The following is a 22,962-nucleotide window of genomic DNA, read 5'->3' on the forward strand; positions in this document are numbered from 1 at the left end:
TGGAACCACCGACATCGAGGAGCAATGATGCCCACCCTGGAACTTGACCATCTCACCAAGACCTTCGGCACCGGCGACGACACCGTCCGGGCCCTGACCAATCTGTCCTTCACCGTGGCGGCGGGCGAGATCTACGGATTCGTCGGCTCCAACGGCGCCGGAAAGTCCACCGCCATGCGCATCACGCTCGGAGTGCTCACGGCGGACTCCGGTGAGGCGCGCGTCGACGGCGTCCGGATCAACGACGACATCCGCCGCACCATCGGCTACATGCCGGAGGAACGCGGCCTCTACGACAAGGAACGCATCGCCGACCAACTGGCGTTCTTCGGCAAACTCCACGGGCTGTCCCCGCAGGCCGCGGCAGCGTCTGCGACGGACCTGCTCGACCAGCTCGGCCTCGCCGACCGGGCCGGGGCCAAGCTCCAGGAGCTGTCCCTGGGCAACCAGCAGCGCGTCCAACTCGCCGCGAGTCTCGTCCACGGCCCGGAACTGCTGATCCTCGATGAACCGTTCAGCGGACTCGACCCGGTCGCCGTCTCCGTGATGAGCGACATGCTGGAGCAGAAGGCCGCCGAGGGAATCCCGGTGTTGTTCTCCTCCCACCAGCTCGATCTGGTCCAACGACTGTGCGACCGCGTCGGCATCATCACCCACGGTGAGATGCGGGCCGAGGGCACCGTCGATGAACTGCGCAGTAACGGCCCGGTCCGCTTCGAGGTCCGCACCGCCGCCCGCGACTGGTATCCGGCGGGCACCACCGTCACCGACATCACGTCCGACGCCGTCATCCTCGACGCCGGCGACGTCGACGACCAGGACATCCTCACCGCTGCGTTGGCCGCCGGCCCGGTCCACGGTTTCACCCGCCTCGTCCCCGATCTCACCGAACTGTTCAAGGAGGTCGTGAACTCATGACCATGTCACCACGGGGGTCCCGTATCCGCGCGATCCGCACCGTCACCGCCCGCGAGATCCAGGTCGCGATGCGCAGCAGGGGCCTGATCATCACCGCCACCCTCATCTTCGTAGCGGTCGTCGGTGGTGTTTTCCTCCTCAGTTGGCTCGGCGACGATGACGAGGGCAATCCCTCGCTCGCGGTCGCCGGGATCGACGCCACCACGGTCTCCGTCGCTGTCGGTGGAGGCATCGACGTCACCGGGGTCCCTGACCGCGACGCCGCTGTCGATGCGGTGACCGACGACGGGAAGGACGCCGCACTCATCCGCTCCGGCACCGGATTCGAACTGGTCAGTGATGGCACACCGGACGCGGCACTGGTCGCCGCGGCGAACATCACGGCGTCCTCCGTCGCACAGGTGGAGGCGCTGGACGCCATCGGGGTCGACCCTGCGGACTTCAGCGCCGCTCTGCCGGACGCATCGGTGACGACCGTCGACGTCTCCGACGAGGCCACCGACGACACACTGCCCGCGGTCGTCACGACGATGACGGGCACGATGGTCATCCTCATGTTCATCATGACGTTCTCCGCCGCCGTGGGGGGTCGGGTGACCGAGGAGAAGTCCTCCCGGGTCGTGGAGATCATCCTGGCGACGATCCGCCCCCTCGACCTCCTGCTCGGCAAGGTCCTCGCGATGCTCATCGTGGGGTTCGTGTGCACCGCGGTGATCCTGGGTGCCGGGCTCGGGGCACTGGCCGCCACCGGGATGGCGGGGGATGTGTCCCTGCCGCCGGTGACCGTCGGGGTTCTGCTGGTCTCCTACCTGCTCGGCATGCTGTTCTTCAGTGCCCTGTACGCGGCGGCCGGTGCGTTGGTGAGCAAGGCCGAGGATCTCAGCAGCACACAGATGCCGGTGATGATCCTGTTCTTCGCGGTGATGTACCCGCCGATCTTCGGCTTCGCCGCGTTGGATTCCCCCCTGATGCAGGTACTGACCTGGGTACCGCCGATGTCGATGGGTGTCGCGCCGATGCAGTATGCGGCGGGGAACCTGTCGTTCCCGGGCCTGGTGGCGTCTTTCCTGCTGCTCGCGGTGGTGACGTTCCTCGTACTGGTGGTCGTGGCGCGGATCTACCGCGGATCGATCCTCAACAACGGTCGTCGGTTGACGTGGATGCGCGCGCTGCGGCAGGCGTAACCTCCCCACGCCGGTGAACCCGGGACACTGCCAGTTAACGCTACTGACGGTGGGTTAACTTTCGGAGTCACCGCACCGTAACAGTGCCGAAATGATGGGGGAGTTACCTGTGGTCATGAGCGAATCACCGACGATCTCCGACACCCCCTCCGACGCCGCGGAACCCCGCCTCATCGCCCCGACCCGCACGGCGACCCCCTTCCACACCACCCTGGCGGAACTGAACCGGATGACTCCACTGCAGATCTCCACACTGGTCGGTGACCTGCTGTACAACCCCACCCTCGGTGAAGAGGTGGCCGCGGCCGCCCCGTTCCGCAACCTCGAACACCTGCTGGACGTCGCCCACCGGGAACTGCTCCGCATGCCTCGGGTGGAGGTGCTCGCCAGCATCCAGGCCCACCCGGTTCTCGGCGAGCAGACCTCGGACATCTACTCACGGGAGGAGCAGTCGTTCATCCTCGAGTCCCCACCCGAAGTGCTCACCGAGGTCGCCGACCTGGGCCGCCGCTACGAGGACCGGTTCCACCACCTGTTCCTGGTCTGTGCCCAGGGCATCGGCGGTCATGAGGTGCTGCGGCTGCTGCGGCGTCGGCTCGACAATCCGACTGTCACCGAGTGGGAGACCACGGTACGCGAACTGGGGAGGATCAACACCCTGCGGCTGCGCAGCGTGGTGCGGGGCTGACCACCGCCGCACAAGGTCGGCGCACTCCGGCGACCCACGGCACGCAGACGGCGGGGCCCCGGGGAGTCACCCCGGGGCCCCGCCGTCGACCTGTCTCTGTCCGCACGGGACGGGGAAGGCCGCTGAGCCTGTGTTGACGCCGCTGGCGTCGCTGGCTGGCGTCGCTGGCTGACGTCGCTACTTGGCGTCGATGAGGTCGATGATGAAGACCAGGGTGCGGCCGCCCAGCGGATTCCCGCTGCCGACGGGCCCGTAGGCCAGCTCCGGGGGGATGGTGAGCTTACGGCGTCCGCCGACCTTCATGCCGGGGATGCCGTCCTGCCAGCCCTGGATGAGGCCGGCGAGGGGGAACTCGATGGTGGTGCCACGATCCCAGGAGGAGTCGAACTCCTGGCCGGTCTCGTAGTCGACGCCCACGTAGTGGACCTCGACCATGCCACCGGCGACAGCCTCCGCACCGTCACCGACGGTGATGTCCTCGATGACCAGTTCTGTGGGGGCAGGGCCCTGCTGGGCGTCGATCTGCGGCTTGACCATGAAGGTCACACTCCTCTTCTCGTCGAATACAACCGCGTCAGTCTATCAGCACCGGTGTTACGCAGGTACGGGAGCGACGGTACCCTCGCCGTCACCGTCCCCCGGCCCGGCTCCCCCGACGCTGCCGACATGCCCGTCACGCCCCCAGCCCTCCGGACCCCAGCGGGACCCCAGCGCTCCGGACCCCGGCACCGGCACTCCCGGACACGGCAGACCCCCGGCCACATCTGATGTGGCCGGGGGTCTGGAGTCTCACGGGACCGGGGCGTGCCGGTGCCCCCGGACGGCCCGGGGCCCGTAATCCGGTGTCGCTAGCGCTCGGAACGCGGGGTGACCGTGCGGAGGGACTTTCCGGTGTAGATCTGACGCGGCCGGTTGATCTTGGCGGTCGGGTCGTTGACCTGCTCCATGTAGTGGGCGATCCAGCCGGGGAGACGGCCCATGGCGAACAGGACGGTGAAGAAGTCCTCGGAGAAGCCCATGGCGCGGTAGATGAGGCCGGTGTAGAAGTCCACGTTCGGGTACAGCTTGCGGCTGATGAAGTAGTCGTCGTTGAGGGCGATCTGCTCCAGGTTCATGGCAAGGTCGAGGAGGTTGTCGCCACCGAGGTGTTCGAGGATCTCGTGTGCGGACTCCTTGACGATGGCCGCACGCGGATCGTAGTTGCGGTACACGCGGTGGCCGAAGCCCATGAGCTTGACGCCCGGCTCCTTGTTCTTCACACGGTTCATGAACTCGGTGGCGTCGTCACCGTTCTCGTGGATGTCCTGGAGCATCTCCAGGACCGCCTGGTTGGCGCCGCCGTGCAGCGGGCCGGACAGGGCGTTGACGCCGGCGGCGATGGAGGCGTAGATGTTCGCCTGCGAGGACGCGACCATGCGCACCGTGGAGGTGGAGCAGTTCTGCTCGTGGTCGGCGTGCAGGATGAGCAGCTTGTCGAGGGCCTTGGCGACGATCGGGTCGATCTCGTAGTCCTCGGTCGGGTAACCGAACATGTTCCGCAGGAAGTTCTCCCGCGCGTTGAGCTTGTTGTCCGGGTACATGTAGGGCTTACCCTTGGACGCGCGGTAGGCGTACGCGGCCAGCATCGGGACCTTCGCCATCAGGCGGTAGGTGTTCTTGAGCTGGAAGTCCTTGTTCAGCGGGTCAAGCTGGTCCTCGTAGTAGGTGGCGAGGATGTTCACCGAGGACGCCAGAACGTTCATCGGGTGGGCGTTGCGCGGGAAGATCTTGAACTGGCTCTTGAAATCCTCATCCAGCAGCGTGTGCTTGCGGATGTTGTGGTTGAAGTCCTCGAGCTGCGCGTCATTCGGCAGTTCGCCGTTGATCAGCAGGTAGCTGACCTCGTTGAAGGAGGCGTTGTGGGCCAGGTCGGCAATGTCGTAGCCACGGTAACGCAGGATACCGTTCGCACCGTCGATGTAGGTGATCTCGGACTTGGTGGATCCGGTGCTCACGTAACCCGGGTCGAAGGTGGTCAGACCGGTTTCAGCGAGGAGCTTCCCCAGGGCGAACCCCGAGTTTCCTTCGGTCGCCTTCACGATCGGCATCTCGTACTCGCCACCGGGGTAGTGGAGAACGGCCTTGTCCTGGTTCTCGGAAGCCATTGACATCCCTTTCGATGTATCTGAAGTTCTCGGTAGTTCTCGGTTACGTCCACAGTCCCATCATCACCGCGGGTGACGGCCCGTCACAGGGCTCACGGCCGGTGACACCGGACCGCGGACAGCCGTGGGATAGAACACACTGTACAGAATTACGGGGGCAGGCAACACGCCGGTACCCGATTGTACGTTGCACGGGTACCCCCAGTCCCCTACCCCGCGTGAGAGTTACGCCGTCTCTGTCCTCCCGCCTGTTCCCGTGCTGCACGGTACAGGTTAGGCTGGTCGGTGGCACACCCCGGGATCACCACGACCCGGGGGACGACGACAAGAAAGCGGACAGCACCTCACCATGAGCGATCAGTTCCTGACCCTCCCCGAGAATCTCATCCCCTCCGACGGCCGATTCGGCTGCGGCCCCTCCAAGGTCCGCCCGGCCCAGATCGAAGCGATCGTCGCCGGTGGTACCGACGTCATCGGCACCTCGCACCGCCAGCCTGCGGTGAAGAACGTCGTCGGCTCGGTCCGCGAGGGGCTCGCCCAGCTGTTCAACCTGCCGGAGGGTTACGAGATCATCACCTCCCTCGGTGGCGCGACGGCGTTCTGGGACGCCGCATCCTTCGGCCTGATCCGCGAGAAGTCCGCCCACCTGACCTACGGTGAGTTTTCCGGCAAGTTCGCCACCGTCTCCAAGAAGGCCCCGTGGTTGTCCGAGCCGGACATCCACGCTTTCGAGCCCGGCACCGCACCGGCGGCCTCCGAGCTCGACGGGGCGGACGCCGACCTGGTCGGTTGGGCCCACAATGAGACGTCCACCGGTGCGATGGTCACCGTCAAACGTCCCGCCACCGACGCCCTCGTCGCGGTGGACGCCACCTCCGGCGCCGGCGGGCTGCCCGTCGACATCACAGAGACCGACGTCTACTACTTCTCCCCGCAGAAGTGCTTCGCCTCGGACGGTGGCCTGTGGTTCGCCGCCTTCTCCCCCGCAGCCCTGGAGCGTGTCGAGGAGATCAAGGCCACCGACCGCTACATCCCGGCGTTCCTGGATCTCAAGACCGCGGTGGACAACTCCCGCAAGAACCAGACCTACAACACCCCGGCCGTCGCGACCCTGCTGATGATGGACAACCAGATCCAGTGGATGAACGCCAACGGTGGCCTCGACGGGATGGTCGCCCGCACCACCGAGTCCTCCTCGATCCTCTACAGCTGGGCCGAGGGTCGCGCCGAGGCGACCCCGTTCGTCGCCGATCCCGCGTCCCGTTCCCTGGTCGTCGGAACCATCGACTTCAATGATTCCGTTGACGCCGACGTTATCGCCAAGACCCTGCGGAACAATGGTGTGCTCGACACCGAGCCGTACCGCAAGCTGGGCCGGAACCAGCTGCGCATCGGTATGTTCCCGGCCATCGAGCCGGAGGACATCCGCACCCTGACCCAGGCGATCGACTACATCCTCGACGCGGGCGTCGCCGACAGGTAGGGCGCGGGCGTCGCCGACAGGTAGGGCGCGGGCGTCGCCGACAGGTAGGGCGCGGGCGTCGCCGACAAGTAGGGCGCGGGCGTCGCCGACAGGTAGGGCGCGGCACCGTCGGCGCCACTGCCGCGCCGTCCTCCCCCACATAGGTGCAGGTGTGCGCTACAGTCGTCAACGAGTACGCACCACACGGCCACGAACCGGCAACGGAACAGACCACGCACACGGAGGCACTGATGCAGGAACTGGAGTTCGTCCCCGACGACAGTGACGCAGCCTCCCTGGTCCTGCGTGATCCGGGCAGCGGCCGGCTCTACCGGATCCCGGTCACCGGTGTGTTGCGGGACCATGTCACCGCCGCGCAGGAGCTGGCCGCCGAGGAAGCCGGTGAGACTGGGGATCCTACGGCCGCCACTGGAGTTCCCGGCGCCGGTGCCGGGAGCCCGGCACCCGGCACCGGCGCGACCGGGGATCCCGCTTCCGCGGATTCCGCGTCCGCCCCGCAGCTGACCGTCACCGCGGTCGAACATGCGGCCGAGGAACCCCGCCCCAGGGTGAAACTGCGTCCCCGCGAGATCCAGAAGCGGCTGCGTCACGGTGCGACCGTCGCGGAGCTCGTCGCGGAGACCGGTGCCCCGGAGTCCCGCATACTGCCGTACGCGCACCCTATCGACATGGAGCGCCGTCGTATCGCGGAGTTGGCCCGGCAGGCCTATCCGGTGCTCTCCGACGGTCCCGCCGAGCACACCCTGTGGGAGTCGCTCGCCACCGCCTACGCCGCCCGGCAGGAGGATGTCCGTGCCGCGACCTGGGACGCCGCCATGGACTCCTCCGATGACTGGATCGTCACGGTGACCTGGACCCGCGGCAACCGCCGTGGCGCGACCGAGTTCGTCGCCGAGTTCCGGTGGGTCCCGGTGGCCCATCCCGGCGCCGGCCCGACGACGGTGGAGCCGGTCAACTCGGTGGCCACCGACCTCGTCGACCCCCGCTTCAACCGGCCGGTGCGCAGCGTCTCCGCATCCGTGCCCGGGGAGGACGCCACCGGTGACCGCGGGGACGGCCCCGGGGACAACCACAGGGACAGCCACAGGGACAGCCTCAGGGGCGATGCACCGGAGGATGTCCCCGCGGACCGCGACGACGAGGATCAGTCCATCGCCCCCGCCGTCGACCTGTTCGGGGAGTCGAACCCTGACCAGCGGTCCCACCCGGCAAAACGTCGGCGGAACTCCAGTACCCCGCACTGGGAGGATGTCCTTCTCGGTGTCCGCACCTCACCGCGCAAGAAGAAGTAGCGGGAAATGACCGACCACCCCCACCAGCAGGTGGTGACCCTCTGGTTCATCACCGCCGCCGACCCGCGCGGCGTCCTCGTCGCCGAGCCACAGGCTGACCGGGGGTACGCCCGTAAGCTCCTGGCCCAGCTCAATCCGGCCTGGCCGTTGACCCACATCGGCGATTTCGACATGAACCGGTCCGCCCCGCCCGGCGAGGGCGAGTTCTACATCGGCGGCTACCGTGGTCTCACCGTCGTCCAGACCGTGCTCCCCGACGTGCCCGTCGGCTGGTCCCTGTCCGGGCTCACCACCCTCACCGAGCCGTTCAGCACCCTGACCTCGATGATCCCCACTGCGGATCTGCTGGTCACCGTGCACACCCCGACGAACCGTGACGGGCTCGGCGGCTTCGCCCACTGGATCGGCGGGCGGATGACCCGGTGCTTCTACGCCACGAGGGAACGCATCATCGAGGACACCGGCGTCCCGCTGCCCGATGAGGCGGCCTTCTGGGCCGGGGAGTCGGAGGCCCCGCAGGCCCGCGGCATCGAGCTTCCGTTCCGTCCCTCGGAAATGGCCGCCGCCGCCATCGCCCACTGGCTGGGGTTCCGGGTCTCCGACGAGATCGACATCCCCGTCGCAGCTTTCGCCGTCGACGGTCGCCCGGAGATGCGCGGTGGGCATCCGGACGCCCCCGCCACCCGGCGACAGGTCAGCGTCACCGCCATGCCCGACGCCACCCCCCTGCGCAGCGGGGAGGACGGTGACGCGCCCGGTGATGCAGACGCCGCCTACGACGACTACGCCGACCGCCCGGTGAACCAGGACGAGTCCCGCTCCACCGGCGAACTGGTCAAGGGCGCGGCGGTGTCCGTCGGCCGTGGACTGCGCACCGGTGTGGGGTGGATCCGCACGGGTATGCACCGGATCGGCGACGAGGTCCGCCGCCGAGCCCGCAACACCGGACGCTAGCGTCCCGCGTCGTTGGTTCGCTGCAGTAACCTGCCGATGGACTCGAGGATCTCACTCGAGGATCTCATCAGCCGTTTTCGTCCACACGAACGGCTGGGGATCCTCGTTCCACACCCGCACCCACTTACGCAGGTCGGCCTCCAGTGGCTGCTGGCCCTACCCTCGTTGAGTGGACACCCGATGCAGCGGGACCCGCCCCGCACGAGAGGATGTCACCGTGACCGACAACTCCCCGGAACCAGCAGGGCGGAACCAGCAGGGCCAGTGGCGGCAAGCGACCGCAGTGGACCTTCAGCCCCGAGTACAAGCACGAGGCCGCCCGCCTGGTCATCGACACCGGGCGCACCATCGCCGAAGCATCGCACGACCTACGCACCGATACCGCACTTGACGGTACCGGGGCTAGTACCGGGCGGCGTAGAACCCCACCGCCGCCGAGGTCGCGACATTCAGTGAGTCGGTGCCCGGTGACATGGGGATCTTCGCCCGAACGTCCGCTGCCCGCATCGCGTGCTCGGTGAGGCCGGGCCCTTCCGCCCCGACCATCACAGCGACCTTGTCTGCACCGCGCACCGCGTCCGCCAGGGTGGTGTCCGTGTTCGGTGTCATCGCGACGACACGGTACCCGCGCTCCTGCAGATCAGCCAGGCCCCGCTGCCAGGTCGTCGGTTTTCCGGGGACGTGGGCGAAGGGCACGCGCAGCACGTGACCCATCGACACCCGCACCACCCGGCGGTACAGCGGGTCGGCGCATCCCGCGCCCAACAGGACCGCGCCAACGCCCAGTCCCGCGGCATTGCGGAACAGTGCGCCGATGTTCTCGTGGTCCCCCACACCCTCGAGAACGCCGATGACGCGGTTGCCCGGGTGCTCCGTCTCCAACCCGTCGAGCACCTCGGTGACCGTCGGTCCAGCGACCCGGTCGGCGGCGGCGACCAGACCCCGGTGCATGTCGAATCCCGCGACCTGCGCCAACGTCCCACGCTCCACCTCGTAGACCGGCACCCCCGCCAGCCCTGCCGCGACAGCCGGGTCGGCGGCCGCGACGTCCTCCAGTTCGGCGAGTCGCCGGGCAAACCCGACCACGCAACGCACCGGGAACCGCGACGCCGCGAGCCGGGGCACCACCAGGTTGCCCTCGGCTATGACCAGTCCTTTCCCCCCGGGCAGGTCGGGGCGCCGGTCCGAGGAGTTCAGGTCCCGGATGTCGTCGAGGCGCGGGTCGGTGGGGTCGGTGATGCTGATCGGGGAAGTCACCCCGATCAGACTACTCAGGGGCACGGGATCAGCCCAGAGCGTCCTTGATCGGGTCGATGCCGAAGTACACGGCGAAGAGAACCGCCACGAGGTACATCAGCGGGTGGATCCGCCGCCAGTTGCCGACACCGAGCTGGATGACCACGTAGGCCACGAAGCCGATGCCGATGCCGTTGGCGATGGAGTAGCTGAACGGCATCATGACGATGGTGAGGAAGGCCGGCAGACCGACGGTGAGGTCAGCGAAGTCGATGTCCTTGATCTGCGCCATCATCATCGCACCGACGATGACGAGTACCGGGGCTGCCGCCTCGATCGGCACGACCTCGTAGAGCGGGGTGAGGAACATCGCGGCGATGAAGATGAGGCCGGTGACGACGTTCGCCAGCCCGGTGCGTGCACCGTCGCCGATACCGGCGGCGGAGTCGACGAAGACGGTGTTGGAGGACGCCGACGCCGCACCACCGACGATCGCGCCGGCACCCTCGACGATGAGGGCGGTGCGCATGTCCGGGAGAACCCCGTTCTCGTCCACGAGATTCGCCTGCTTGCCCAGACCGGTCATGGTGCCCATGGCGTCGAAGAAGTTCGACAGCACCAGGGTGAAGATCAGCAGGCAGGCCGACAGGAAGCCGATGCGGGTGAAGGCACCGATGAGGTCCACCTCCCCGAGCAGACCGAGGTCCGGCATTCCGCCGAAGGAGTCGGGGATCTCCGGGGTGGCCATGTGCCAGGCGGTGGAGTCCGGGTGGTCGTCACCGGCGACGGCCTGCACGATGACGGCGAAGACGGTGGTGGTGACGATACCGATGAACAACCCGCCGCGGACCTTCCGGGCGGCGAGTACGCCACAGGTGACCAGGCCGACGACGAAGACCACACCGGACCAGCTGACGATGGAGCCGGAGACGCCGAAACTCACCGGGACGGTGGTGTTCATGTCATCGGTGTTGCGGGTGACGAAACCGGAGTCCACCACCCCGACGAAGGCGATGAACAGGCCGATACCGACGGTGATCGCCGACTTGAGGGACGCCGGGATCGCGTGGAACACCGCCTCACGGAATCCGGACACGGCGAGCAGCACGATGATGATGCCGTCGATGACGACCAGTCCCATCGCCTCCGGCCAGGTCAGCCCCTCGGTGGTGACGAAGGTGACGGCCACCAGGGTGTTGATGCCCAGGCCGGCGGCAATGCCGAAGGGGTACTTCGCGAAGATGCCGAAGGCGATGGTCATCACCCCGGCGGCGAAGGAGGTGACCGCGGCGACGGCGGAGACTCCGAGCTCTGCCCCGGTGTGGTCGGCGACGGTGCCGATGATCAGCGGGTTCAGCAGGATGATGTAGGCCATCGCGAAGAACGTGACCACACCACCCCGGATCTCGGTGCCGACGGTCGACCCCCGCTCGGTGATGTGGAAGTAGCGGTCGAGGAACGACCCGTCCTTCTGACCTGGACCGGAGGACCCGGCGGGCTCAGTCGTTGTTGCCATGGGGAAACCAGCTTTCAACTCGGGGAAACGTCACAGACGTCCAAGTTTCTCCCCTGTCCGCACCCGGGGCAAACGGAACCGCCGTTCCCGGGCCGGGGCCTCAGTACCGCTCGGGGCCGCCGTCGTCCCAGGCGCTGTGCGTGACGGCCCCCTCACCGTCATCACGTGGAGTGTCCGAGTGCGCACCGCAGCCGTACTCCGCGGCGACGACCCGGCCGTCGGCGGCGAACTCGTTGGCGCACACCCCCACCTCGGCCCGCAGCCGACGCTGCAGCGGGAGCCAGAACGCACAGGTGGCACACTTCCGCTCCGCCCGGCGCGCGAACTCGGAGTCCGGACCGGTGTCACCGGTGGTCCAGCGGCGGACCGCGGCATCCCACCCGGCGTGGGAGAGAACCCGCAGTGTGCCGGGGTTGCGGCGCACCCCGTCATCGTCGGCCAGATCGTCCTCGTCGACGACGCGCGAATCATCGGCCTTCAGCGGCAGGTGGTCACCAGGTTGCAGGTCACCGGGACGTACCCGGTCCTCGTAGGGCACCCAGGCCGGCGCGGACAGTGCCCGGTCGCCGGCGTGGAGCGCGACCTCGTTGACGGTGACGTAGTCCGCGCCCGGTGGACAGGCGATGACGGCGATCCATTCCCAGCCGCGGTAGCCGCGCTCCCTGCAGGCGAACCGGTGGACCGCGGTCTCCGGACTGGTCGCCGATCCACCGAGGTGCTCACCGACGCCGTCGGGACCGGCGACATCGAGGACGGCTTCCCGCGCGGTGCTGATCCCCTGCGCCGACAGCAGGACGCCGCGTCCCCGCCGCACCCCGTCGCCTCGGCCCTGTCCGCTCTGCCCGCCGCGTCCGTCACGCCCGCCGCGCCCGCCGCGTCCCCCTTGTCCCTGCTGTCCTCGCCTACTCACGCAACCCATTATGGCAGCATGGGCCCCATGGTCCTGTACCCGTCCAGTTCACGCCCCTCTTTTCCGCGCCGTGCACGCCACCACGGAGCACGCCGCAGGGCGCGGTCCCTGTCCGCGGTACTGTGCGCGTCCTGTCTTCCCGCGCTGGTGCTCGCCGGCTGCGGCTCCGGTGACGGGGGCAGCGGCGGGGACGGTGGGAACACCGGGGACGTGGCGTCCCTCCGTGCGGAGGTCGTCGCGCAGTACCCCTCGGACCCGACGTCCTTCATCCAGGGCCTGGAGATCATGCCCGAGGGGGACCTCCTGGTCTCCACCGGGCTGGAGGGCCGATCACGGATGTACCGGACACCGCTGACCGACGCCTCCGCCGGCGCAGCGACCGTGTCCGTCGACCTCGACCCGCGGTACTTCGGCGAGGGGTCGACCCGCCACGGCGACCGTATCTGGCAGCTGACCTGGAAGAACGGCGTGGCCGTGCAGCGGGACGCCGCGACGCTGGAACAGACCGGCGAGGCGTCCTACGAGGGAGAGGGCTGGGGACTGTGCTCCAACGGTGAGCGTCTCGTCATGTCCGACGGCTCGGGCCGGTTGACCTTCCGCGACCCCTCGACATTCGCCGTGACAGGTGACGTGGACGTCACCCTCGACGGCACGTCCGTCGACGAACTCAATGAGCTGGACTGCTCCGACGGATCGGTGTGGGCGAACATCTGGCGGGACGACCGTATCCTGCGGATCAACCCCGCGACCGGTGCGGTCACCGGCGTCCTCGACACCACCGACCTGGACCTGCCGGCCCGGGACAGGCCCGGGGCGGACGTCCTCAACGGCATTGCGAAGGTCCCCGGCACCTCCGACCGGTTCCTCATCACCGGCAAGCTGTGGGACACCGTCTACGAGGTGACGGTGCGGTGAGCACCGACCGCCCCGGGCGCGCACACCGCCTCACCGCCAAGGTCTACGGCATGCTCGGCGCCGACGGCGCCCGCGAGTCCGGGCTGACCGCCCTGATGTACGCCACCATCGCGAACTTCGCGGTGGACGCCGTGCTCGCCGTCTCTTTGGCCGGAACCCTCTTCTTCTCGGCGACGACCGGTGAGTCGAGGGGTTCTGTCGCCGCCTACCTGCTGGTGACCATCGCTCCGTTCGCGGTGTTGGCCCCGGTGATCGGCCCGCTGCTCGACAGAATCCGCACCGGACGCCGCCTCGCGATGTCACTGACCTTCGCCGGCCGGGTGGTCCTCGCGACGGTCCTGCTGCAGAACTTCGATTCCTGGCTGCTCTACCCTGCGGCACTCGGGATGCTGGTGCTGTCGAAGTCCTACGGAGTGCTGAAGTCCTCGGTGACGCCGCGCCTCGCCCCGGAGAATCTCGACCTGGTGCGGGCCAACGCCCGTCTCATGATCACCGGGCACATAGGCGGGTCGATGCTGGTCGGCGCCGTCGCCGCCGCGGTGGCCTTCGTCTTCTCCCCGAAGGAGTCGCTGTGGCTGCTGCTGGTGTGCGCCCTGGTGGGCATCTATCTCTGCGGTCTCATCCCGGACGCCGCGGAGAGCAGCGGCGACGAGGTCTTCGCCGACCCCTTCGCACCGACCGAGGACCTCGGCGCCACCACAGCGACCACCACAGCGACCACCACAGAGACTGCCACGGTGACGGCGCCCTCCTCCTCGTTGATGGGCCGGTGGCGGCGGTCGATGTCGGTGCGCTTTCCCGACGCGACCCGGACTGCACTGTGGGGCACCGCGATGCAGCGGCTCGGCACCGGGTTCATGACGATCTACGTCGCCTTCGTGGCGAAGTCCTCCCACACTCTGTCTGGCACTGAACAACTCGCCCTGCTCGGTGTCGTCGGCGCGGCCGGTGGCGTCGGCACGTTCCTCGGCAACGCCGTGGGATCCCGGGTGCGGTTCTCCCGGCCGCGGTTCACCGTCATTGTGCTCGGCGTGGTGTCTCTGGCGTCGGTGGTCCTGGCTGCGGTGATCGACGGTGTGCCGACCGCGGCGGTGGCCACGCTTCTGCTGTCGTCGGGGTCGGCGATCTCTAAATCGTGTCTGGATGCGACGATCCAGTCGGGGCTCGACGCGTCGGCGCAGGCGTCCGCGTTCGGACTGTCGGAGACGATGCTGCAACTGTCGTGGGTGCTCGGCGGAACGATGGGGCTGCTGCTGCCGACCGAGCTCACCGTCGGTATGGCCGTGCTGGCGGCCACCGGTACAGTGTTCTTCGTCAATGTGATCGCGGCGTCACGCGGCGTCGGTGTGGGTTCCCTCATCGGCCGGGCGCGGTCACGGTCCTGACCCCGGTAGCGAAAGCAGGTCCCCATGTCGGACGAGTCCACCGACCACCCGAAGCTCACCAAGAAGCAGCGGCGCAGGGCCGCCCAGCGCACGCAGCTCTTCACCTTCCTGGGCATCGTGGTGCTGGTGGCGGTTGTCGCCGGAGTGGTCCTGAGTGTGCAGAAGTTCCTGGATTCCCGGGGCGGGACCGACCCGGAGGACCTGCGGATCACGGCGGTGTCGGCGGACGGGGAGGAGACCGAGCTCGCCCCCTGGGCCGTCTGGGCCGACGGGGACGCGAGGTCCGAAGACGACACCCCCACGGCGATCACCCTGCCCGCCGACGGTGAGATCACCCTCAGGCTCCCCTCCGACGTGTACGACCACGACTGGACGATGCTGCAGTTCTACGAGGATGACGGGGCGAACGTCAGCAACTCCTACGCCGCCAATGAGGCGAAGGAGGTCACCGTCGGGGGGTCGTCGGGCAAGACCGCCGCGGACGGCAGTCACCCGCGGTTGATCGGGGTAGAGATCCAGAGTGTCCTCATCGACGGCTCCGGCGACGAGGAGGAGCCGGTGGTCGCCGTGTGGTCCCTCGCTCCGCGGGACTGACCCGGGGATCAGGCGGGACTGACCCCCGGCGGGGATCCGGCGGGGATCCGGCGGGGATCCGGCGGGGGTCAGGCCCGGGATCAGGCGCGGGGTCAGGCCCGGGGTCAGGCCCGGGGTCAGGCGTCGAGTTCGCGGGCGATGGTCCGCAGGATCTCGGCGATCTGGCGCCCTTCCTTTCGTCCGGGACGGCGCCCCGACTCCAGGACCGGCTGGACCCGGTTCTCGAGCAGTGAGACGGTGTCCTGAACCAGCCCGTGCAGCTTCTCCGGGGTGTACTTGTGCGCGGCCCGTCGCGGCCCCTGGTCGAGAACTGTCACACGCAGTGCCTCGGGGGCCCGGCCCCTCAGGCCGGTCGCGACATCGTATTCGACACGCTGTCCGGGGACGAGTTCAGTGACGCCCTCCGGAAGCACCTGGCGTCCCACGTGGACGTCGTCGTGGCCGGGGTTGGACACGAATCCGAAGCCCTTGTCGGCGTCGAACCACTTCACCTTGCCGGTCGGCATCTGTCCTCCATACTTTCTGTTCCGTTCCGCCACCGGTTCTCGACAGCGGAAGAGACGACATTACCCCAACATCAACAGTCACAGCCGCCACCACAGTCCCGCCGTACCCCCGACCGGCATCGAGTGTGATGAAGGACACAGTATGTCCATCACCCCAAAGATCACGGTCGTATAACGATTCGGGCTCAGAACGGTAACGCATGACCTGAGCAGCGGCTCTTTCCTGTCACGGCCCGGCGACGAACCGGGAACGCTCCGGTCACGGTCCGGAGGCAGACGCGGCGATCCTCCCGGGGATCGGGGAGAACCGCCCCGATAGCGTGACTAAACCGTGACCAATCCGTTACGCTGTCCATCGAACCACGCGGGGACGTCCCCGCTGGCACGAACGACCAGAGACATCAACGGACTCTGCGGGACCCGTCGGGACACCGACGCCCCCGCGCCGGAAGGAACGCAACCGCATCATGGGACGCCACAACACCCGCACCCGACTGACCTCCACCAAGCGACTCGCCATCGCCGGCATCACCGTCGCCGGCCTCGGCGCGGCGGTCGCCCCCGCCGCCACCGCCGCACCGGACTCCGACTGGGACCGCCTCGCGCAGTGTGAGGCCGGCGGAAACTGGGCCATCAACACCGGCAACGGTTACCACGGTGGTCTCCAGTTCTCCCCGAGCACCTGGAACGGCTACGGCGGACAGGAGTTCGCCCCGTACGCCTACCAGGCCTCCCGTGAAGAGCAGATCGTCGTCGGCGAGCGCGTCCTGGCCGGTCAGGGCTGGGGCGCATGGCCCTCCTGCTCGTCCCAGCTCGGACTGAACTCCGCCGCCGAGCAGCGCACCTCCCCGTCAGCTGCCCCCGCCCAGGTCGCCCAGATCGAGGCCGCCTCCGACGTGCTCGCCATCGACGCCGTCTGGAAGCAGCTCAACGACGAGGCCGCAGCGCGCGGCGTCGCCGTCCCCAAGGAGGTCACCGACGCCTACAACGCCAACCGCAACGCGCTCAACGACCGGTACAGCGCCGCACTCGACGGCTTCAACGCCGCCGCCACCGCCCTGAAGTTCTAGGGCATTCCCGGAAACACCGGTACCCGACCTGCGGTGCCCGGGAGTCACTTCCCCGGCACTCGGCCCGCAGAACACACGGACGCCCCACGGAACACAAGTTCCGTGGGGCGTCCGCCGGCGTTACCGGCATGTCGGTACCGACCGGGGCCGGAATGCCGACCCGAACGCGCCGGTGGGTCTACTCCGCGCCGTTGATCACGGTGAACGGGTGCACGTAGTGCAGGGTCTCGGCGGGGACCGGGAACTCCAGGTCTCCGTAGGGGCTCAGCGCGCCGGCGTCCGCGGCGACGAGTTCAGTGACGGCGTGATGTCCCTCGGGGACATCCTGCGGCCAGCCCGGATCAACGTAGTGCTTCTTCTCAACATCAGCCATAGGACCCATCATTCCACACCTGACCGGGACCGCAATACCTGACGCCGGAACAACCTGCCGCGCCCACCCCCGGAGGAGGTGAGGGTAAAATCGACCGGATCATGCCCGACAACACACCGTTCCCGTCCTACGGTGACTGGCTCACCGCCCATGACGACGCCACCCTCGTCGATCTCCTGTGGCGTATGCGCGCCTTCCACGGCCGACCTCTCGGCACCGCAGACGTCGCCGCGCTGCGTCAGCTCGATGCCCGGTCCCTGGCGGTCCTCCACGCCCTGGTCCACGCCGGCGCAGCACACCGTCCGGTGGACGCGGCCTCCCTCTCCGATGCGCTCACCTCGCTCTGCGACACCGCAGGAACGCCGACCGTGCGCCGGCCGGTCAGCGACGACATCCCCGGCGTCCTGCGGTCACTGGCGTACCGGGGGCTGGTCTACGGGCCGGGACTGCGCATCGACGGGATCGCCGACAGGGGCACTGACAGGGGCACTGACAGGGGCACGGCCGGGGACACGGCCGGGGACACGGACCCTTTCCCCGTCGCGGTCCCCGGCGACCTGCAGAGCTTCTTCTCCGGCACGACCGACCTGTCCTGGGCCCTGATCGACGGCTACCGCTGCCCGGTCCCCACCGAAGAGCTACCCGGCGTCCTCGCTGAGCTGCCGGAGCGGCGCCGACGCCTGCTCGACACACTCGCCACCGCCGGCGGGATCGGCCATTCGACGTCCCTCGACGACCCGGACCGTCCGCTGGCCCGCATGATCGCCGCCGGACTGCTCGACCGGGTGGGAGCGGAGACCGCCCGCCTGTCGCCGCGCGTCGGCGCCGTCATCGCCGGGAGGATCGCCCCGGAACCCGGCGGTGACTTCACGGCACCCCGGCCGGTCCCCGCCACCGACCGCGCCGACGGTGCGGGGGTGGCCCGGGTGGTGGAGACCCTGCGCCGCGTGACCGAACTGCTCACCGTGCTCGGCACCGCACCCCTGCGACCGCTGGGCGGCGGCGGGGTCGGGGTCCGCGAGATCACCAGGGTCGCCAAGGCCACCGGGGCCACCATCGACGAGGTGACGGGCACACTGCTGCTGTGCCGCCACGCCGACCTCATCGGCGCCGGCCTGCCCGTCCCCGCCCCCGAGGTCGACACCGCCGGCCCCGACGGCGAGGTCTGGGGTGTCACCGACCGAGGCGCGGACTTCCTCACCGCCGGAACCGCCCGCCGTTGGGCACTGCTGCTGTCCGGGTGGTGCACCAGCCCTCACTCCCCGTGGGAGGCTGCCACCTCCGGCACCCACCTGCTCCAGGAATCCCTCGACCACCCGGCCACCGCCGCGCTCCGCGGACTCACCGCGGAACTGGTCACCGTCCTCGACGGCACGCAGGACGCCGCGGTCCAGCTGTGGCGGCTGCGTCCCTCCCTCGCCGCCCGAACCCCGACCGACGCCCTGGCCGGCGTTCTCGCCGAGGCCGAGTCCCTGGGGCTGCGCGCCGACGGGCGACCCACCAGTGCCGCGGTGGCGCTCGCGGCCGGTACCCCCGCAGACGCCCTGACCACCACCCTGACCACCGCCCTGGCCGACGTCCTGCCCGCGCCGGTCGACACGCTGATCGTCCAGGCCGACCTGACCGTCCTCGCCCCCGGCCTGCTCGCCCCCGACGACGAGGCGATGCTGCGGTGCATCGCCGACGTGGAGTCCACCGGCATGGCGAGCGTCTGGAGGATCTCACCGGAGTCACTGAAGCGCGCCGCGGCGGTCGGTGAGACCGCCGACCGGGTCCGGGGTTTCCTCGCCGGTATGGCCCCGGAGATCCCCCAGGGGCTCGACTACCTCATCGACGACGCCTTCCGGTCCAGCGGCGCACTGACCGCCGGCACCGCGTCCACCGTCCTCACCGCACCTGACGAGGCGACGCTCACCGCCGCCCTGACCGCACTGGCGTCACTGTCCGACGGGGAGGTGCACGAGGCGGCGCTCCGCCGCATTGCCCCGACCGTGGCGGTCTCCCGCACCCAGCTCTCCCGGGTCGTCGACCTGCTGGAGGACGCCGGCGTCACCGTCGGGGTCGACGGGGACGCCGCCGCGACGGCCCACGGTCCCGCCCTGTCACTGGTGCCGGACCCGCAGCGTCCCACCGTCAGCCGCGAGGAGGTCGAGGACCAGCTCGCCGGCACGGTCGAGGTGCTGCGTCGCACCCGGCAGGCCGCCGCCGAGCGCGAGAATGCGGCCGACCCGGGTGGCGGGGGCGGCGTCCCCGACGTGGAGACGGTGCGCGAACCGCACCGCATCATGACGACACTGCGCTCGGCCTACGACCGTGGCACCCGTGTGGAGATCAGCTACGTCAACGCCGACGGGTCGGCGGTGCAGGAGTGGATCTCAGTGGTGACCATGAGCCCGGTGTCCATCGTCGGTGTCACTGAGACGGACGGGACGTCGCTGCGGATCCGACCGCACCGCATCGCCTGGGTGGCCGCGCCGGTGTGAGACACGGCGCGGAAACGGTCCGGCGCAGTCCGGTCTAGAATGGACCGGTTCACCACACCCCGTTCATGAGGAGTCCGCAGTGCCCATCGGTGACGGACCACTGATCGTCCAGTCCGACAAGACCGTCCTGCTCGAGATCGACCACCCGGCCGCCGCCGAGGCGCGTACCGCCCTGGCGCCGTTCGCCGAACTGGAGCGCGCCCCCGAGCATGTCCACACCTACCGCATCACCCCGCTGGCGCTGTGGAACGCCCGCGCCGCCGGGCATGACGCCGAGCAGGTCGTCCACGTCCTGGAGACCTATTCACGCTTCCCCGTACCTCAGCCGCTGCTCGTCGACATCGCCGAGACCATGGACCGCTACGGGCGGCTCACCCTGGCGACCTCGCCGGTGCACGGCCTGGTGCTGGAATCGTCGGACGCTGCGGTGCTCGCCGAGATCCAGCGGCACAAGAAGATCCGGCCGATGCTCGGTGAGCAGATCGACGCAGACACCGTTGTGGTGCACCCCTCCGAACGCGGTCGGATCAAACAGGAGCTCATCAAGGTCGGCTGGCCCGCCGAGGACCTCGCCGGCTACGTCGACGGCGAGGCGCACCCCATCGAGCTGTCCACCGAGCACGAGCAGTGGGAGCTGCGTGACTACCAGGAGATGGCGGCCGAGTCCTTCTGGTCCGGCGGCTCCGGTGTGGTCGTACTGCCCTGCGGCGCGGGCAAGACGATGGTCGGTGCCGCGGCGATGGCGAAGTCGAAGACGACCACGCTGATCCTCGTCACCAACACCGTCGCAGGACGCCAGTGGCGTGACGAGCTGATCCGCCGCACCACCCTCACCGAGGACGAGATCGGCGAGTACTCCGGGGAGCGTAAGGAGATCCGCCCGGTCACCATCGCCACCTACCAGGTCGTCACCCGCAAGACGAAGGGCGTGTTCCGCGCGCTGGAACTGTTCGACTCCCGCGACTGGGGCCTCATCATCTACGACGAGGTGCACCTGCTGCCCGCCCCGGTGTTCCGGATGACCAGTGACCTGCAGTCGCGGCGCCGCCTGGGACTCACAGCCACGCTGGTGCGTGAGGACGGGAGGGAGGACGACGTCTTCAGCCTCATCGGCCCGAAGCGGTACGACGCGCCGTGGAAGGACATCGAGGCGCAGGGCTTCATCGCCCCCGCCGACTGCACCGAGGTGCGCGTCCAGCTCGGCGACAACGACCGGATGATCTACGCCACCGCAGAGCAGAACGAGAAGTACCGGCTGGCGGCGTGCTCGCCGGTGAAGACCGAGGTGGTGCGCAAGATCCTGGCGAAGCACGCCGGAGAACCTGCTCTCGTCATCGGCGCATACATCGACCAGCTCGAGGAGCTCGGCGAGGAGCTCGGCGCCCCCGTCATCGACGGGAGGACGCCGAACCGGCGCCGCGAGGAACTGTTCGACGCCTTCCGTGCCGGCGAGTTGGAGGTCCTCGTCGTGTCGAAGGTCGCGAACTTCTCCATCGACCTGCCAGGTGCGTCCGTGGCGGTGCAGATCTCCGGGACGTTCGGGTCACGGCAGGAGGAGGCGCAGCGGCTCGGCAGGATCCTGCGGCCGAAGGCCGACGGGTCTGCGGCGTATTTCTACTCCGTGGTCACCCGTGACACACTGGACGCCGACTACGCCGCCCACCGCCAGCGTTTCCTCGCCGAGCAGGGCTACGGCTACCGCATCATCGATTCGACCGACCTGTAGAGGGCTGTTCTTGTGACCGAGTTCAACTTCACCGTGGACGAGACATTCGCCCGCACCCACAACGAATTCTTCCGGGACGCGAGGCGGTTCCAGTGGTCCGCGGGGATCCTCGGGCTCCTGTTCCTGGCGGCGACCGTGGTGCTGGTCATCATCGGGTCGGGACTGACCGTGGTGATCGGTGTCGCGACCGGCATCATGGCGTTGCTGTGTTTCATCATGGTGCCGGTGATGCCGAAGCAGCTCGGTTCCCCGCAGTCCTACTACGACCGGTACGACCTGGTGCCGACGGTCGTGGCGAAGGTCAACCCGCGCGATGTCGTGCTGCTGTCGCTGGTCGACACCGCCGTTCCCGGCACCGGTGAGCCGGCCACGCCGGCGCTCGCCGTGCGGACCGTGACCTCTGTGCCGGGGATCCGGCGGGTCGTCGGCGAGAAGGTGCCGTCGATGGCGGTGACCGGGATGCGTACGACCCGCAACCGGAACCACTGGGAGGAGATCTCCCCGATGCCGGTGGCCTGGGCCACGAAGGACCGGTCGGTCATCGCCGCGGCCGAGAACGCCGTCTCCGACCGGCAGTGGAAGAAGCTGGAGGGACTGGTCGGTCGCGTCGACGAGGTCGCCGCGTCGAAGCGTCGGCTGATCGAGCTGTAGGTCCCGCCGGCTCACGCTCCTGTCACAGGGGTTCCACCCGCCCCTCCCGCCCCACCGAAGTCCGGGTCGCGGAAAGTGTTACCAGGTTTTCCCGGTGAGATTTTTCGCGACCTGGGCTTTTGCCGTAAACAAGACGATCGTCCTGGTAACACTTCCGACGTCCTCCGGGAGGCGGGCATCGCTGCGCGGCGACCGAACCTCTCGCAGAATCCTGCGGTCCATCTGTGGCGCGCTACCTGTGGCGCAGCCCACGCCGATGCACTAGGGTATGGATTGTTCAACAATCTGACAGTGGCGCAACCCACAGCACGCCGCCGCACAGCACCGCGCACCACCAGGAGGCACGCCATGACCGTCATCGACCTCAACGCCGACCTCGGCGAAACCACCGACGGTGTCGCCGTCGCCGACGACCGCGCCATGATCCAGCTGGTCACCAGCGCCAACGTCGCCACCGGTTTCCACGCCGGCGACCCCCACTCCATCGCCGACACCGTCAGGGCCGCCGCCGAAAAGGGCGTCGCCGTCGGCGCCCACATCGGCTACAACGACCCCACCAACTTCGGCCGCACCAACATGGAGGTCGATCCGGCGCGTCTCGCCGACGAGGTCCTCTACCAGATCGGGGCCCTGGAGGCGCTCGCCCACCGCTACGGCACGGAGGTCCGCTACGTGAAGCCCCACGGCGCCCTCTACAACACCATCGTCCACCACGAGGCCCAGGCCCACGCCGTCATCGACGGCATCCACGCTTTCTCCTCGGACATCCCGGTCATGCTGCTCCCCGGTGGCGTCGCCGTGGGCATCGCGGAGAAGAAGGGACTGCGCGTCATCCGTGAGGCCTTCGCCGACCGCAACTACAACCCGGACGGCACCCTGGTCTCCCGTACCCTGCCGAACGCCGTCGTCCCCGACCCGGAGTTCGTCGCCGCCC

21 protein-coding genes are annotated in these 22,962 nt (G+C 68.7%); 14 read left to right on the top strand and 7 right to left on the bottom strand.

Annotated features, from left to right (window positions below; all coding sequences use genetic code 11):
- The first annotated feature begins 27 nt into the window (after positions 1–27).
- The 3 genes from QZV72_RS11935 to QZV72_RS11945 all read left to right on the top strand — a co-directional run bounded on the left by QZV72_RS11935 (position 28) and on the right by QZV72_RS11945 (position 2,790).
- Positions 28–918 carry an ABC transporter ATP-binding protein gene (locus tag QZV72_RS11935; protein ID WP_297008759.1) on the top strand — a complete coding sequence of 297 codons (891 nt, stop codon included), beginning with the start codon at positions 28–30 and terminating at the stop codon, positions 916–918.
- Complete coding sequence (locus tag QZV72_RS11940) at positions 915–2,102, top strand: ABC transporter permease (RefSeq protein WP_297008761.1); 1,188 nt, start codon at positions 915–917, stop codon at positions 2,100–2,102. The genes QZV72_RS11935 and QZV72_RS11940 overlap by 4 nt, the downstream gene beginning before the upstream one ends.
- Positions 2,103–2,217: 115 nt before the next feature.
- Complete coding sequence (locus QZV72_RS11945) at positions 2,218–2,790, top strand: 2-oxo-4-hydroxy-4-carboxy-5-ureidoimidazoline decarboxylase (protein WP_297008763.1); 573 nt, start codon at positions 2,218–2,220, stop codon at positions 2,788–2,790.
- 177 nt (positions 2,791–2,967) lie between these two features.
- Here the strand turns inward: QZV72_RS11945 and QZV72_RS11950 are convergent, their stop codons facing one another.
- Together QZV72_RS11950 and QZV72_RS11955 are read right to left on the bottom strand one after the other, a co-directional pair.
- Positions 2,968–3,327, bottom strand: a complete 360-nt coding sequence (locus tag QZV72_RS11950) for an FKBP-type peptidyl-prolyl cis-trans isomerase (RefSeq protein WP_297008765.1) — start codon at positions 3,325–3,327, stop codon at positions 2,968–2,970.
- 311 nt (positions 3,328–3,638) lie between these two features.
- Entirely contained in the window at positions 3,639–4,934 is a 1,296-nt protein-coding gene (locus tag QZV72_RS11955; RefSeq protein ID WP_297008766.1) for a citrate synthase, read from the bottom strand.
- A 349-nt stretch (positions 4,935–5,283) separates the two neighbouring features.
- Here QZV72_RS11955 and serC point away from each other — a divergent pair, with 349 nt between their 5' ends.
- From serC to QZV72_RS11970, 3 genes are all read left to right on the top strand, one after another.
- Positions 5,284–6,417, top strand: a complete 1,134-nt coding sequence (gene serC / locus QZV72_RS11960) for a phosphoserine transaminase (RefSeq protein WP_297008768.1) — start codon at positions 5,284–5,286, stop codon at positions 6,415–6,417.
- 149 nt (positions 6,418–6,566) lie between these two features.
- Positions 6,567–7,709, top strand: a complete 1,143-nt coding sequence (sepH, locus tag QZV72_RS11965; protein WP_297008770.1) for a septation protein SepH — start codon at positions 6,567–6,569, stop codon at positions 7,707–7,709.
- 6 nt (positions 7,710–7,715) lie between these two features.
- A complete protein-coding gene (locus QZV72_RS11970) occupies positions 7,716–8,663 on the top strand; it encodes a DUF6928 family protein (RefSeq protein ID WP_297008772.1) in 948 nt (315 codons plus the stop codon).
- 402 nt (positions 8,664–9,065) lie between these two features.
- On the opposite strand, the gene QZV72_RS11975 is transcribed toward QZV72_RS11970, so the two are convergent.
- From QZV72_RS11975 to QZV72_RS11985, 3 genes are all read right to left on the bottom strand, one after another.
- A complete protein-coding gene (locus QZV72_RS11975) occupies positions 9,066–9,920 on the bottom strand; it encodes an RNA methyltransferase (protein ID WP_297008775.1) in 855 nt (284 codons plus the stop codon).
- A 28-nt stretch (positions 9,921–9,948) separates the two neighbouring features.
- Positions 9,949–11,415 (bottom strand): NCS2 family permease, encoded by a 1,467-nt coding sequence (locus QZV72_RS11980; RefSeq protein WP_297008776.1) that lies wholly within the window; start codon positions 11,413–11,415, stop codon positions 9,949–9,951.
- 100 nt (positions 11,416–11,515) lie between these two features.
- Entirely contained in the window at positions 11,516–12,325 is an 810-nt protein-coding gene (locus tag QZV72_RS11985; RefSeq protein ID WP_297008778.1) for a DUF3027 domain-containing protein, read from the bottom strand.
- A gap of 27 nt (positions 12,326–12,352) precedes the next feature.
- Here QZV72_RS11985 and QZV72_RS11990 point away from each other — a divergent pair, with 27 nt between their 5' ends.
- Genes QZV72_RS11990 through QZV72_RS12000 form a run of 3 tightly spaced genes read left to right on the top strand, consistent with a single transcriptional unit; the run spans position 12,353 to position 15,219 of the window.
- Entirely contained in the window at positions 12,353–13,240 is an 888-nt protein-coding gene (locus tag QZV72_RS11990) for a glutaminyl-peptide cyclotransferase (RefSeq protein ID WP_297008779.1), read from the top strand.
- Complete coding sequence (locus tag QZV72_RS11995; protein WP_297008781.1) at positions 13,237–14,625, top strand: MFS transporter; 1,389 nt, start codon at positions 13,237–13,239, stop codon at positions 14,623–14,625. Before QZV72_RS11990 ends, QZV72_RS11995 begins: the two co-directional genes overlap by 4 nt.
- 24 nt (positions 14,626–14,649) lie before the next feature.
- A complete protein-coding gene (locus tag QZV72_RS12000; RefSeq protein ID WP_297008782.1) occupies positions 14,650–15,219 on the top strand; it encodes a DUF2771 family protein in 570 nt (189 codons plus the stop codon).
- A gap of 116 nt (positions 15,220–15,335) precedes the next feature.
- Here QZV72_RS12000 and QZV72_RS12005 read toward each other — a convergent pair whose 3' ends face one another.
- Positions 15,336–15,725 (bottom strand): cold-shock protein, encoded by a 390-nt coding sequence (locus QZV72_RS12005; RefSeq protein WP_297008784.1) that lies wholly within the window; start codon positions 15,723–15,725, stop codon positions 15,336–15,338.
- A 467-nt stretch (positions 15,726–16,192) separates the two neighbouring features.
- On the opposite strand from QZV72_RS12005, the gene QZV72_RS12010 reads away from it, so the two are divergent.
- Positions 16,193–16,795, top strand: coding sequence for a resuscitation-promoting factor Rpf1 domain-containing protein (locus QZV72_RS12010; protein WP_297008786.1), 603 nt, complete (start codon positions 16,193–16,195; stop codon positions 16,793–16,795).
- 178 nt (positions 16,796–16,973) lie between these two features.
- Here the strand turns inward: QZV72_RS12010 and QZV72_RS12015 are convergent, their stop codons facing one another.
- Positions 16,974–17,168: a hypothetical protein gene (locus QZV72_RS12015; protein ID WP_297008788.1), complete on the bottom strand. Its 195-nt coding sequence runs from the start codon at positions 17,166–17,168 to the stop codon at positions 16,974–16,976.
- A gap of 101 nt (positions 17,169–17,269) precedes the next feature.
- Between QZV72_RS12015 and QZV72_RS12020 the strand changes: the two genes are divergently transcribed.
- The 4 genes from QZV72_RS12020 to QZV72_RS12035 form a co-directional block, all read left to right on the top strand.
- Positions 17,270–19,651, top strand: a complete 2,382-nt coding sequence (locus QZV72_RS12020) for a helicase-associated domain-containing protein (RefSeq protein WP_297008790.1) — start codon at positions 17,270–17,272, stop codon at positions 19,649–19,651.
- Positions 19,652–19,730: 79 nt separating this feature from the next.
- Positions 19,731–21,377: a DNA repair helicase XPB gene (locus tag QZV72_RS12025; protein ID WP_297008791.1), complete on the top strand. Its 1,647-nt coding sequence runs from the start codon at positions 19,731–19,733 to the stop codon at positions 21,375–21,377.
- Positions 21,378–21,389: 12 nt separating this feature from the next.
- On the top strand, positions 21,390–22,028 hold the full coding sequence (locus QZV72_RS12030; RefSeq protein WP_297008793.1) for a DUF3239 domain-containing protein: 639 nt from the start codon (positions 21,390–21,392) through the stop codon (positions 22,026–22,028).
- A gap of 348 nt (positions 22,029–22,376) precedes the next feature.
- On the top strand, positions 22,377–22,962 hold a 586-nt coding region (locus tag QZV72_RS12035; protein WP_297008794.1), incomplete at its 3' end, for a 5-oxoprolinase subunit PxpA.

The organism is uncultured Corynebacterium sp. (assembly GCF_902782855.1).
Lineage (GTDB): Bacteria > Actinomycetota > Actinomycetes > Mycobacteriales > Mycobacteriaceae > Corynebacterium.